Source organism: Streptomyces showdoensis, from assembly GCF_039535475.1.
In the GTDB taxonomy this organism is placed as follows: domain Bacteria; phylum Actinomycetota; class Actinomycetes; order Streptomycetales; family Streptomycetaceae; genus Streptomyces; species Streptomyces showdoensis.
The window spans coordinates 33,158-45,854 of sequence record NZ_BAAAXG010000024.1 but is presented as its reverse complement, the minus strand read 5'-3'; the positions used below and the strand labels follow the sequence as shown (position 1 = coordinate 45,854).

10 protein-coding genes and 2 pseudogenes are annotated in these 12,697 nt (G+C 75.9%); 5 read left to right on the top strand and 7 right to left on the bottom strand.

The genetic code is table 11. From position 1 onward, the window contains the following. Window positions 1-57 precede the first annotated feature (57 nt). Window positions 58-255, bottom strand: a pseudogene (locus ABD981_RS38890) (RNA polymerase sigma factor); the annotation flags it as partial. 316 nt (window positions 256-571) lie between these two features. Further along, complete coding sequence (locus tag ABD981_RS12125; protein ID WP_046910406.1) at window positions 572-1,273, bottom strand: class I SAM-dependent methyltransferase; 702 nt, start codon at window positions 1,271-1,273, stop codon at window positions 572-574. Between the two features lie 209 nt (window positions 1,274-1,482). Between ABD981_RS12125 and ABD981_RS12120 the strand changes: the two genes are divergently transcribed. The 4 genes and pseudogenes from ABD981_RS12120 (at window position 1,483) to ABD981_RS12105 (ending at window position 6,310) form a co-directional block, all read left to right on the top strand. Then, on the top strand, window positions 1,483-2,727 hold the full coding sequence (locus tag ABD981_RS12120; protein ID WP_046910407.1) for a polyprenyl synthetase family protein: 1,245 nt from the start codon (window positions 1,483-1,485) through the stop codon (window positions 2,725-2,727). Further along, window positions 2,724-4,256, top strand: coding sequence for a phytoene desaturase family protein (gene crtI, locus ABD981_RS12115; protein WP_046910408.1), 1,533 nt, complete (start codon window positions 2,724-2,726; stop codon window positions 4,254-4,256). The genes ABD981_RS12120 and crtI overlap by 4 nt, the downstream gene beginning before the upstream one ends. Then, window positions 4,253-5,294 (top strand): annotated as a pseudogene (locus ABD981_RS12110) (phytoene/squalene synthase family protein). The gene crtI and the pseudogene ABD981_RS12110 overlap by 4 nt, the downstream one beginning before the upstream one ends. Continuing rightward, complete coding sequence (locus ABD981_RS12105) at window positions 5,291-6,310, top strand: DUF5914 domain-containing protein (RefSeq protein WP_240495389.1); 1,020 nt, start codon at window positions 5,291-5,293, stop codon at window positions 6,308-6,310. The pseudogene ABD981_RS12110 and the gene ABD981_RS12105 overlap by 4 nt, the downstream one beginning before the upstream one ends. A 24-nt stretch (window positions 6,311-6,334) precedes the next feature. Here the strand turns inward: ABD981_RS12105 and ABD981_RS12100 are convergent, their stop codons facing one another. The 3 genes from ABD981_RS12100 to ABD981_RS12090 form a co-directional block, all read right to left on the bottom strand. Beyond that, entirely contained in the window at window positions 6,335-7,906 is a 1,572-nt protein-coding gene (locus ABD981_RS12100; RefSeq protein ID WP_046910410.1) for an FAD-dependent oxidoreductase, read from the bottom strand. 34 nt (window positions 7,907-7,940) lie between these two features. After that, window positions 7,941-9,110: a lycopene cyclase family protein gene (locus tag ABD981_RS12095; RefSeq protein WP_046910411.1), complete on the bottom strand. Its 1,170-nt coding sequence runs from the start codon at window positions 9,108-9,110 to the stop codon at window positions 7,941-7,943. Window positions 9,111-9,261: 151 nt separating this feature from the next. Continuing rightward, a complete protein-coding gene (locus tag ABD981_RS12090; RefSeq protein WP_046910412.1) occupies window positions 9,262-9,864 on the bottom strand; it encodes a lipocalin family protein in 603 nt (200 codons plus the stop codon). A 222-nt stretch (window positions 9,865-10,086) separates the two neighbouring features. On the opposite strand from ABD981_RS12090, the gene ABD981_RS12085 reads away from it, so the two are divergent. Next, the gene (locus ABD981_RS12085; protein WP_345529068.1) at window positions 10,087-11,214 is read left to right on the top strand and encodes a ferrochelatase; all 1,128 of its coding nucleotides are present in this window, start codon (window positions 10,087-10,089) and stop codon (window positions 11,212-11,214) included. A 26-nt stretch (window positions 11,215-11,240) separates the two neighbouring features. On the opposite strand, the gene ABD981_RS12080 is transcribed toward ABD981_RS12085, so the two are convergent. Together ABD981_RS12080 and ABD981_RS12075 are read right to left on the bottom strand one after the other, a co-directional pair. Next, a complete protein-coding gene (locus tag ABD981_RS12080; protein WP_240495427.1) occupies window positions 11,241-11,930 on the bottom strand; it encodes an SDR family NAD(P)-dependent oxidoreductase in 690 nt (229 codons plus the stop codon). Then, a complete protein-coding gene (locus ABD981_RS12075; protein WP_046911020.1) occupies window positions 11,927-12,520 on the bottom strand; it encodes a DUF4383 domain-containing protein in 594 nt (197 codons plus the stop codon). Before ABD981_RS12075 ends, ABD981_RS12080 begins: the two co-directional genes overlap by 4 nt. Window positions 12,521-12,697 lie beyond the last annotated feature (177 nt).

The window sequence follows — 12,697 nt, the reverse complement described above, 5'->3', positions numbered from 1 at the left end:
GCCAGGCGGCGGACGCCTTCGCGGTCCCGGAGCCGGGCCCCCCGACGCGTCGGCCGCCTTGTGGGCGGTGATGCCGTACAGCCACGGCCCGAGGCCGCCGCGGCGGGGGCAGTACCTGCGGGAGTGCAGCCAGACGTCCACGAACACCTGCTGGGCGACGTCCTCCGCGTCGTGGAGGTCGACGCAGCGGTACCGGGCCCACCTCAGGACCCGGGGATACCAGGCGCTGAACAGGGCCTCGAAGGTCTCGCGCACGAGGTCGCCGTGAGGCGGCCCGTCGTCGCTCCGGTCCTGGCAGTGGGCGCACGCGGGCGAGGGCGGTCTTTCGGACACCAGTCGTCTCCGGACACTTCCGGGGGAAGGGGAGGGGGTCGCGATGCTGACCGCCGTGACGGGTCCCTCGGGACGAGGCGGCAGCTAAAGGGTGCCCACGACGTCAGCCGACCACGGGTGTCCGCCGGTCGCCATCCGGCGCGGTCCGGCCGTGCGCGCCCCTCCCCCGCGCCGTCCGCCCCGCCGCCCCTTCCCCCGCCCGGGGAGGCCCGGGAGTTGAGGGGCGCGGCGCGGGAGTTCAGGGGCGCTGCGCGACGAAGGTGTGCGTGATGCCCGTCTGCCAGCCCGGCTGCGGAAGGCAGCGCACCCGGGTGAACCCGGCGCGCCGGAGCCGGGCGGTGAAGGCGTCCGGCGTGTCGAAGGCCAGCACGCTGCGGTAGAGGTGTCCGTACAGTTCCGCGTCCCCGTGCAGCCGGGCCCAGGGCCTGACGAAACCGTTCACGACCGCCTTCCACACGAGCCGGTCGACGGGCCGTCCGCCGAGGCTGTACTCGTGCACGGCGAGGCGGCCGCCGGGCCGCAGGAGCCGGTGGACGAGGCGCAGCACGGCGTCGGGATCGGCGACGTTGCGCAGCAGGTACGCGGCGAGGACGGCGTCGTACGGTCCCCGGGCCTCGACCTCGGCCATGCGCTCGACCGGGGCGTGGACGAAGGAGACGCGCTCCGGCCACGCTTTGGCCCGGGCGCGCGCGAGCATGCCGGCCGACGCGTCGACGCCGACCACGGTCGCCCGCGGCGCCGCGTGGAGCAGCGCCCCGGTGGACGTGCCGGTGCCGCAGCCCAGGTCCAGCAGGGTGAGTCCGGCGCCTTCGCCGGGGAGCCCGAGCCGCCGGGCGGACCGGCGCAGCTGCGCGCGGTATCCCGGGCTGGCGGACGTCATGCGGTCGTAGGTCGGTGAGGCGTGGTCGAACGCGGCGGCGAGGTCTCCGTCACGCAGCATGGTCGTGAACCTCCCTGGTCGGTGCGGACCCCCAGGCTTCCCCACCGGGTCCGTCCGGGCCACGGGACGCGCCGCGCTCCCCGGGAACGCCGTTCGCGGGCCCGTGCGAACCCCCGGTCGGCCCATGGTCTGCTGCATCCGCGCGCGACCGCGGTACGGAACATCCAGACGCACCGCACTGCCCGACGCACGGCAGCAAGGGAAACCACATGCGCACTCTCGACCCCCGTTCCATCGACAGGGACGTCCCCGCGGCCCTGACCCTCGTGATCGACGACCTCCTCCGGCGGCGGGTCGCCGAGGCCCGGACCGTGGACGGGACCTTCGCCGCGGACATCGCCGGGCGGGTGGCCGCCTTCGCGGCCGGTGGCGGACGCCGAAGGTCGCAGCTGTTGTGGTGGTCCATGCGCGCGGCGGGAGGCGGCGCCGAGGAGGCCGACGCGGCCCTGCGGATGGCGGCCGCCGTCGAGCTCGTCCAGACCTGCGCCCTCATCCACGACGACGTGATGGACGGCTCCCGGATCCGCAGGGGAAGCCCCTCCGTCCACGTCTCCCTGGAGCGCCAGTACGGAACGGACGGCCTCGACGGGCCGTTCGGCGGCTTCGGCGGTTCCGGCGCCGTCCTCGCGGGTGACCTGGCCCTCGCCTGGGCGGACGACGCGTTCGCGGAGGTGCTCCTGACGACCCCGCACTCCGCCGGTCTCGGCGCGCGGTGGCGGGCGATGCGGACCGAGATGGTCGCCGGCCAGTACCTGGACCTCCAGACGCAGGCCACCGGCTCGCGGTCCGCCGGTCGGGCGATGCGGACGGCCGTCCTGAAGACGGCGCGGTACTCCGCGGTGCATCCCCTGCTGCTGGGAGCCCTTCTGGCGGGGGCCGACGCGCGGACGCTGCGGGGCCTGAACCGGGCGGGGCTGTGCGCGGGCATCGCCTTCCAGCTGCAGAACGACCTCCAGGGGGTGTTCGGCGATCCGCGGCGCACCGGCAAACCGGCCGGCGAGGACCTCAGGGCGGGCAAGGCGACCTATCTCATGGCCGTGGCACGGGCGTTGTGCGTCCGCGGCGGGGACACCGAGGGGCTCCGCCTCCTCGACGCCGTGGTGGGCTCCCCCACCGCCACCGAACGGGAGCTGCGCCGCGTGATCGGGCTGCTGGAGTCCTGCGGCGCCCGGGCCCACGTCGCCGAGCGCGCGGAACGGCTCTGTTCGCGAACGCTGCGGACCCTCCGGCAGACGGAGCTGGTGCCGGGACCTGCCGCGCGCGTGGCACGGCTCCTCCTCGACGCCGGCGGTGTCGCGTTCCCTGCCGCGGATCGTGGTGGGGACGGCGAGGGTGGCGGTGGGAGCGGCGCGGGGGCCGGGGATGCCGCCGCGGAGGACGGGGCGTTCACCGGAGCGGCGGCCGGGCGTGCGGCGGCCGGGCGTGCGGTGGCCGTGTCGGGAGCGGGCCGATGAGGCGGGTGCGGGGCCGGACGGACCACGTCGTCGTCGTGGGAGCCGGCTTCGCGGGCCTGTCGGCGGCGCTCCATCTGCGGGGCGCCGGGCGGGAGGTGACGGTCGTCGAGCGGGAACCCGTGCCGGGCGGGCGGGCCGGCCGGATGGAACTCGGCGGCTTCCGGGTGGACACGGGGCCCACCGTCCTGACGATGCCCGCCCTGCTGGACGAGGCGTTCGCGGCCGTCGGGGACTCGCTGTACGACCGGGTGGAGCTGGTACCGCTGCACCCGGCGTACCGGGCCCTGTTCTGGGACGGCAGCCGCGTCGACGTCCACACGGAGGCGGACGTCATGGCCGCCGAGGTGGAGCGCTTCGCCGGGGCCCGCGAGGCCGACGCCTACCTGCGCCTGCGCGCCTGGCTGGGCAGGCTGTACGCGGTGCAGGAGCGCCGTTTCATCGACGCGAACTTCGACTCGCCGGCGCAGCTGCTCCATCCGGACCTGGCCCGGCTGGCCGCCCTCGGAGGGCTCGGGCGCCTCGACCGGGCGATCGGGTCCTTCCTGTCGGACGAACGGCTGCGGCGCGTCTTCTCCTTCCAGGCCCTCTACGCGGGAGTCCCCCCGTCGAGGGCGCTGGCCGCCTACGCGGTCATCGCCTACATGGACACCGTGGCCGGGGTGTTCTTCCCGCGCGGCGGCATGCACGCCGTGCCCGCGGCCATGGCGGACGCGGCCCGCCGCTCCGGCGCCGCCCTGCGGTTCGGGGAGCGGGTCACGGCCCTCGAACGGTCGGGGGAACGGGTGACGGCGGTCCGGACCGATCAGGGACGGATTCCGTGCGACGCGGTCGTGCTCACCACGGAACTCCCCTTCGCGTACCGGCTCCTGGGGCGTGCGCCCCGCCGTCCGCTGCGGTCCCGGCACTCCCCCAGCGCGGTGATCCTGCACGCGGGGACGGACCGCACCTGGCCCGAGCTCGCCCACCACACCCTGCTCTTCGGCTCCGCCTGGTCCCGCACCTTCGACGAACTCACCCGAACCGGAGAGCTGATGACCGACCCCTCCCTGCTCGTCACCCGCCCGACGGCCACGGACCCCGCGCTCGCGCCACCCGGCCGTCACCTCCACTACGTCCTGGCGCCCTGCCCGAACACGGAGATCGGTCCGCGTCCCGCGCACTGGGGCGAGCTGGCCCCTGCCTACCGGGACTCCCTGGTCGGCGAACTGGAGCGGCGCGGGCTGAGCGGCTTCGGCGCGTCGATCGAGGAGGAGTGCCTGGTGACGCCCGCCGACTGGGCCGGTCAGGGGCACAGCGCGGGCACCCCGTTCTCGCTCTCGCACACCTTCGCCCAGACCGGGCCGTTCCGGCCGCGGAACCTGGTCCGGGGCACGGAGAACGTCGTGCTCGCGGGCTGCGGAACCACCCCGGGCGTCGGCGTGCCCCCCGTGATCGTCTCGGGCAAGCTGGCCGCCCGGCGGATCACCGGTGCCGGACGGGCCGCCGTCCGCCGCGCGGCCCCCGCCGCCGCGAACCTGGAGGGCTCGTGACGGCCCGGGAGCTCGACGCCGCCGGGGGTGCGCGACCCGGCGCTGCGGGCGGCCTACGCGGAGTGCCGCCGGCTGAACGCGCGCCACGGCAGGACGTACTTCCTGGCCACGCGCCTCCTGCCGCTGGACCGCCGCAGCGCGGTCCACGCCCTGTACGGCTTCGCGCGGCGCGCGGACGACATCGTGGACGAGACGGCCGGCACGACGCCTCGGGAGCGGGCGGCCTCGCTCGACGCGCTGGAAGGCGAGTGGCACGCCGCCCTGCGGGGCGAACCCGTCACGGACCCCGCCGTCGCGGCGGCCTCGGACACCCGCGTGCGCCTCGGGATCCCGGCGGTCCACTTCGACGACTTCCTCGGGTCGATGCGCAGCGACCTCTTCGTGCGGGAGTACGCGACGTACGCGGACCTGCGCGGCTACATGCACGGCTCGGCGGCCGTCATCGGCCTGCAGATGGTGCCGGTCCTCGGCACCGTCTGCCCGCGGGAGGAGGCCGAGCCGTACGCGGCCTCGCTCGGCATCGCCTTCCAGCTGACGAACTTCCTCCGCGACGTCGGGGAGGACCTGGACCGGGGCCGGGTGTACCTGCCGGCGGACCTGCTCGCCGCGTCCGGGGTGGACCGGGACCTGCTGCGGTGGAGCAGGCTGACCGGCTGCCGCGACCCGCGCATCACCGACGCGCTGCGCGCCGCCGCGGCCCTCACCCGGGACGTGTACCGCGAGGCGGAACCGGGCATCGCCCTGCTCGACCCGGTCTCGGCGCCGTGCGTGCGCACGGCCTTCGTCCTGTACCGGGAGATCCTGACGGTCATCGAAAAGGAGGGGTACGCGGTGCTGCACCGGCGGGCGGTGGTCGGCGCGCGACGGCGGGCGTCGATCGCGCTGCCCGGCCTCACCAGGGCACTTGCCGCGCGCGGCCGCGGACGCCGGGCGGGCGGGACGGACGGCCCCGGCCGTCCCGGCGGCCGGCCGGAGGAGTCCGTGGGCCGGAGCGGGGCGGGCGGACCGCACGGGACGACGAGGAGGAACGCCCGGTGAGCGAACCGATCCGCCGGGGCGACCGGCGCCGTCTGCCCCTGAGCCTGCGCCGCGCGCCGGTGCCCTGGGAGGAGCAGCGGGCGACCTGGCGACAGGCGCGTCCGGCGGGGATCGCCGCCGCACTGAAGCGGGCGACGGCCCGGCCGTCCGGCAACTGGTACGTCGTGGGGGCGAGCCGGGACTTCCGCGCCGACCGGCCGGCGGGCAGGACCGTCGCGGGGACGGAGGTCGTGCTGTGGCGCGACGCCGGCGGCGGCGTGCGCGCGGGCTCGGGCGTCTGCCCCCACCTCGGGGCCGCCCTGAAGGACGGCGTGGTGCGGTGCGGGACGCTCATCTGCCGCTGGCACGGTCTGGCGCTGGACGGCTCCCCGACCGCGGGCTGGGAGCCGTGGCCCGCGTACGACGACGGGGTGCTGGTCTGGGTGCGCCTCGACGAGGTCGGCGGCGAGGCTCCGACGGACCGGCCGGTGGTGCCGCCGAGGCCGCCCGTCGCGGAGGCGGTCGCGGCGGTCCACACGGGCGTGGGCGTGTGCGAGGCCGAGGACGTCGTCGCCAACCGGCTCGACCCGTGGCACGGTGCGTGGCTTCACCCGTACTCGTTCGTGGACCTGGAGGTGCTCTCCGCTCCGCCGGACGGGGTGGGCGACGAGGAGGACGCCCTGGTCGTCCGGGTGTCGTTCAAGGTGGCGGGCCGGGTGGTGGTGCCGGTGACGGCGGCCTTCACGGCGCCGGAGCCGCGGACCGTCACCATGCGCATCACCGGCGGCGAGGGCGTGGGGTCCGTCGTCGAGACCCACGCCACTCCGCTGACCGCCCCGGGGGCCGCCCGCCCGCGGACCGCCGTGGTGGAGGCCGTCGTGGCGGCCTCGGACCGAACGGGCTTCGCGGCGGCCCGGGCCCTGGCCCCGCTGCTGCGCCCGGCGATGCGGTCGGCGTCGGCGCGGCTGTGGCGGGACGACCTGGCGTACGCGGAGCGCCGCTGGCTGCTGCGGAGCACGGGGCGGTTCCCGGGGTAGGGGGCGCGGGGGGGCGCCGCCCGCTCAGCCGGCCGGCCGGGGTTCCCCGGCCGCCCTGGCGAGGAACCGGAGGGCGGCCGAACGGCCGGCCGGGGGCACGGTCCACAGCGTCTGTCCGCGGAGCCCCCACCTGCGCAGGTGGGCGTTGGCCGCGAGGAAGCCCGTGGTGGCGGCACGCTCCATGAGGGCCACGGGATGTTCCGTGCGGACCAGGTCCCCGGCGACCGTGACGGTGGGATCGGGGGTGTGGACCGTCGGCCGGTTCCGGTGCCCGCCGACCTCGAAGAGCGGGCAGTCGGAGCGGAGTTCGTGCCGTTCGTCGAGGATCGCGGCGGCCCGGGTCTCGGGCCAGGCGCGGCGCAGCTGCGCCACGAGTTCGCGGGAGAGCTCGCGGGGGTGTGCGGCGGGGTCGACGGCGTAGGCATGCAGTTCCACCACCGCCCCGCCGGTGCGGGCGGCCCAGCGGGCGGCTTCGCCCTCCCACCGGTCGAGGACGCTGATGTTGTCGAGGGGGCCGAATCCGCTGGTCCCGAGGAAACCCGGCCGGTGCGGGGCGACGGGCCGGTCGAGCCAGAGCCGGGAGACGAGGAAGGGGGGCGCGGTGCGGAGCGCGCCGATGCGGGCGCGCCAGGGGGCGTCGCAGAGGGCGGGGGACGCCTCGGCGATCGCGCGCAGGCCGTCGGTGTCGGTGGCGAGGACGACGGCGTCGGCGTGCCGGGGCCCGTCGTCGGACAGGACGGTGTGGCCGCCGCCGGGTGCCGGTGCCAGTTCCCGGACGCCGGTGCCGGTGAGGACGCGGGCGCCGTGGCCGCGCAGATAGGCGCCGAGGGGGTCCCACAGGGCCTGCGGGTAGGGCTCGTCCGGCACGTCGAAGAGCAGTCCCTCGGAGGAGCCGAGGAAGTAGACGTGGAACATCAGCACCAGTTCGGCGGCGGACAGTTCGTCGGGGTCGGCGAAGAAGCTGCGCGAGAACACCTCGAAGGCGAGGTGCTGGGCCGCCGGGGGGAAGCCGATGCCGTGGAGGAAGGCGCGGGCGCTGACGCCGTCGAAGCGCCGGTAGACGTCGGGCACCCGGACGTCGAGCAGCGGCAGCGCGGCACGGGCGTTCATGCGGCCGAGGTCCCGCCACCCGAAGCTGGGGCTGAGGGCGACGAAGCCGAGCGCGCTCCACGGCGGTGTACGGGGCACGCGGGCGAAGCTGTCGTACAGACCGGAGCCGTGCCGCAACGGGTAGTCCGGCAGACCGGTGAGCCGGTCGAGGCCGGGGTCGACCCGGCGCAGCAGACCGCGCAGGTTGTAGTACTGCCGGAAGAAGGCGTGGAAGCCACGGCTCATGGTCACCTCCGATCCGTCGCTCAGCCGGTCCGCCCACCCCGCGAGGCGTCCGCCCAGGGTGGGCTGCCGTTCGTAGAGGGTGACGGCGACGCCCCGCTCGGCGAGGATCGTGGCCGCCGCGATACCCGCGATCCCGCCGCCGACGACGGCGCAGGTCGGGCGCTGTCCTGCCGGTGGCCTGAGGCGTCCGTCGGCGGCGGGCAGGACGACCGCCCTCCGGTCGCGGCCTCGTGCGGGGGTGCCGTTCCGGCTGTGGCGCATGGCGGGGATCCACTCTCGTGACGAAGGGGCGGCTTCAGGCCCGGCGGGCGAGGAAGGGCAGCTCCGCGGTGGTGCGGAGCATGGGGAGCACGGGGGTGCGCAGGCCGATGCGCACCTCCTCGGACGGCCGGGTGTCCCCGTCGAGGAAACGCAGCAGCCGTTCGGGAGGGACCTCTTCGAAGAGCCGGGTGAAGAAGTCGGGCCCGGAGATCCTGCCGGTGTCGATGCCGCGCAGGAGGATCGCGTCCATGAGGAGCGACCGTCGGGGGTAGGCGGGCGGGGGAAGGGGGTCGCGGCCGGCGTGCAGGAGGGCCGCCACGGCGCGTGTCTGGCGCTGGATGGCCGCGAAGGCGTAACCGGTGGAGGGTCGCACCGCGCCGCCCGCGGCACCGATGCGGAAGGTGCTCCGCCCGGTGCGGCGGTCGTACCGCGCGTCCGTCATCGGGATGCGTCCCCGTTCCACGCCGCGCACGTCGAACGCGCCGATCCCGAGGAGGGTGGCGGTGTAGTGCCGCAGGGCCCGCTCGTACGCCTCGTCGGGCAGCGGCTCCCGGCTGAACTCGGTGTACTCCACCAGGGCCTCGTTCGGCGACAGCGGCAGCACGTAGCCGAAGGAGAGCCCCTGCGGCGGCTGCGGCGTGCGGAAGTCCATGAGGTCGACGGTGTCGGGCGCGAAGACGGGTCGTTCGGAGCGCAGGAACCATCCCTTGAAGTGCTGGAGGAGGCTCACCCGGCTGGGCGGGAGGGGGGCGGGCGGCCTGGTGTCGAAGAGCCAGCGCGCGTGGACCTGCCGCTCGCGGCCGGCGGCGGTGCGGCAGGAGACGGTGGCGCCGCCGGGGCCGTCGGCGACGTGCTCGGCGACGGCCTCGACACGGACGAGTCCGGCGAGCCGCGGCCGGATGCCCCGGGTGAACGACTCGGAGGTGAGCATCTTGTAGCGCAGTGCGCCCAGGTCGCGCCGGACCGGCCGGCCGTCGCCGCCGTGGAGCCGTACCCGGGGCCAGGAGGCCGTGAGCAGGGCGTCGTACTCGCCGGTCCCCCGCTCCCAGTAGCACCAGGTGCGCGGTGGGGGCCGGAGCGGGCCGGGGGGCGCGTCGACGAGGACGACGGAGGGGACCGCGGCTCCGCGCGGCGGGCACAGGAGCCGCCAGGCCAGCGACAGCCCGGCCGCCCCGGCCCCGATGATGGCGACGTCGCAGCGCACGGGTACGGGTCTCCTCTCGTCGTCCGGAAGGAAGGGGCGGCGCGCCGGGGGCGCACGCCGGGGTGAGGGCTACCCCCGGGCGGGGGCGGGCTATCCACCGGTGCTCCGGTGGGAGCAACGCGCCCGCCGGCTCGCCGCGCGGGGCCGGACGTCAGGGGACGAGCCGCCAGGCGGGGTCACCGCCGTCCTGCCGGGTCGTGCGGAAGGCCCCGGGGTCGAGTCCCGCTCCCCGGACCGCGCGGAGGACGTCGGCCGTCCGCGCCGGATCCAGGCGGGGAGTGCGGGAGAGGACGAAGCCGGAGGCGCGGCTCTCGTCGGTCACCACGGCCCACTCGTACGCGGGCCCCAGGCCCGCCACGACGTAGTTCGCCTCGGTGCCGTGCCGGTAGCCGTCCTTGCCGGGCAGGAAGGAGACGTTGAGGCGGGTGTTCGTCGCGTCGAGGGGAAGCGCCTCCCCGCTGATCCGGCTGGAGGTGCCCAGCCAGGTCGTGCAGCTGTTGGCCACGGCGACCCCGCCGCGGCCGGTCGCGCCGTAGACGGCCTTGACGTTCTTGGCGCACTGGAGCTCGAACAGCTGCGGCACGGCGGCGAGTTGGAACCAGGTTCCGGTGTAGCGGGCGAGGTCGACGGTGCCGACGGCACGGGCCGGGCCGTCGGAGTGCGCCGTGGCCGTGGGCACGAGCGCGAGGGAGGCGAGGGCCGTGGTGAGCAGGACGGCGGAGACGCGCTCCGCGGCGGACGGACGTCGTCGCATGGGCTGGACGCTCCTCGAGGGTGTCGGTGGGAAGCTCTTCCGTACGGAGCGCTCCGGCGGATGCGCGCTCCGCAGCCGGTGCTCCGGGCCCTCGTCCTCCCCGCCCGCCCCCGGCGGCCTCGGCCGCGCCGGCGGTCGCCCGTACGGGGCACACCGCATCCCTGCCGGGCCGCGCGCCGAAGGACCCGTAGCGAACCGTCCGCCCGATGCGAGGAACCCCCGATGTCCGACGAGCTCGATCCCGCCCCGTACGACGCCCTGCTGCTGCTCTCCTTCGGGGGCCCCGAGGGCCCGGACGACGTGGTCCCGTTCCTGGAGAACGTGACCCGCGGCCGTGGCATCCCCAAGGAACGGCTGAAGGAGGTGGGGCAGCACTACTTCCTCTTCGGTGGCGTCAGCCCCATCAACGACCAGAACCGCGCGCTGCTCGACGCCCTGCGCGCGGACTTCGCCGAGGCCGGCCTCGGCCTGCCGGTCTACTGGGGCAACCGGAACTGGGCGCCGTACCTCACCGACACCCTGCGCGAGATGATCACCGACGGCCGGCGTCACATCGCCGTCCTCGCCACCAGCGCCTACGCCTCCTACTCCGGCTGCCGCCAGTACCGCGAGAACCTGGCGGACTCCCTCGCCGAGCTGGAAGCGGAGGGACTCCCGCTGCCCCGCATCGACAAGCTGCGGCACTACTTCAACCACCCCGGCTTCGTCCGCCCCATGGTCGAGGGCGTCCTCGCCTCGCTCGACGAGCTCGACCCGTCCGTGCGGGCCGGGGCGCACCTCGCGTTCACCACGCACTCCATCCCCGACTCCGCCGCCGACACCTCGGGCCCCGTCGCCGACCACGGCGAGGGCGGCGCCTACGTGAAGCAGCACCTGGACGTGGCCCGGCTGGTCGCCGACGCCGTCCGCGAGGAGACCGGCGTCGCACACCCCTGGCAGCTCGTGTACCAGTCGCGCAGCGGCGCCCCGCACGTCCCGTGGCTGGAACCTGACATCTGCGAGCACCTGGAGGAGCTGCACGGCGCCGGGGCGCCCGCGGTCGTCATGGTCCCCATCGGCTTCGTCTCCGACCACATGGAGGTCCTCTACGACCTCGACACCGAGGCCACCGCCAAAGCCGCCGAGCTCGGCCTCCCGGTCCGCCGCTCGGCGACCGTCGGGGCCGACCCGCGGTTCGCGGCGGCCGTGCGCGACCTCGTCCTGGAACGCGCCGCCACCGAACGCGGGCAGCGCGCCGAGCGCTGCGCCCTGGGCGCGCTCGGCCCCTCGCACGACCTCTGCCCGATCGGCTGCTGCCCCGCCCGCGCGGAGCGCCCCGCGGCGGCCGGCGCCGACAGCCCGCACGCCTGAGGGACGCACCGGCGCCCCGGGGCCGCTCAGTGCGGGCGCTCCGGGGCGCCGGGGACGCTGTGCGGGCGCTCCGGGGCGCCGGCCAAGGGCGCGAGCAGGTGCCGTTCGACCGCCGCCGCCGGGTCGGCTCCGGGCGGGAGCCTCGGCGGCTCCCCGGTCACCGCCCGGGCGGCGAACCCGCCCTCCAGGTGCGGCAGGCGCGCGTCGACGATCCGGACGCCGCGCGCCCGCTGTTCCCTGCCGACGACGGCCAGCCAGGTGGCGAGGGCCGTCTTGGCCGCGGCGTAGTCGGCCATGCCCCGCGGGGGCGCGTCGACGACCGCGCCGGTGACGACGCCGATCGCGCCTCCGGCCTCCAGGACCGTCAGGGCGCCCCGGACCACCGCCATGGGTGCCAGGGCGTTCACGGTCATGAGGTGCTCGGCGGCGGGCTCGTCGACGCTTTCGGCCGGGCCGAAGCCCGCCACGCCGACGGCCACGACGACACGGTCCAGGCGCCCGAGGGAGCGGGCCGCCCAGGGTGCGAGGGCCGCGCAGCCGTCGAGGTCGTAGGCGTCGAAGCGACGCCGGGGGCAGTCGCCGGGCAGCCGTGACAGGTCGGCGAGCCGCTCCGCGTTCCGGCCGGCCAGGGCCACCGAGGCGCCCTGCCGGTGCAGGGCCCGCGCGGCGAGCCCGCCGACCATCCCCGTCGCCCCCACGACCAGGACCGCGGTCACCTCGGGGGCCCTTCGGAAACCGCCGCACCGGCCGATCCGGGGAGCGCCGGAGCCGTGGTGCGCGCGGCCCCGGGCGGGAGGGACGCCGCGGCGAGGCGACGGCGGCGTGCCAGCGACTCCGCGGCGGCCTCGCGCGGGTGGCGCCTGCGCCAGTAGGGGTTGTCGTGCGACAGCTTGCTGGACACCCGCCCGTACATGCCGAACGTGAGGATCAGGAGCCCCATGAGGAAGCTGAACATCACGTTGGTCATGCCGAAGTCGAGGAAGTTGGCGGGCCGGTCGAGCACGAACAGGTGGTAGAAGCCGCTGAGCAGGAACGCGCCGCCCACGGCCAGGTTGATGGTGGAGGCGGTGTTCCCGCCCGCGACCGCGCCGGCCAGGAGGAGCAGCCCGGTGAGCACCGAGATCCAGCTCAGCGCGGTGTTGGTGGTCATTCCGGCGATCTGCGCGCCGGAGGTGTCGAAGGGGCTCAGCGCGTCGGCGAAGCCGAGGCAGCCGAACACGAGCAGGACGCAGCCGCAGAGGGCGGCGCCCCAGCGGTACACGGTGGCGAGGTGGTGGTCCACAGGAAGTTCGTCTTTGAGTCGCACAGCGGTTTCCCTGCCTGTCCGTGGTTCCGTCCGTCGCCCGGGCGACCGCCGTGGGGATCGGTCTCCGCGCGAACGGACCTGTACCGAGGCACCTTTTGTGGTGCTTCCATGCCTTTTTCTCGCCCCGAAGAGCGCCCGGATGCGCCTTCACGGCCGGTGGCGAGCCGTTCACCCGTC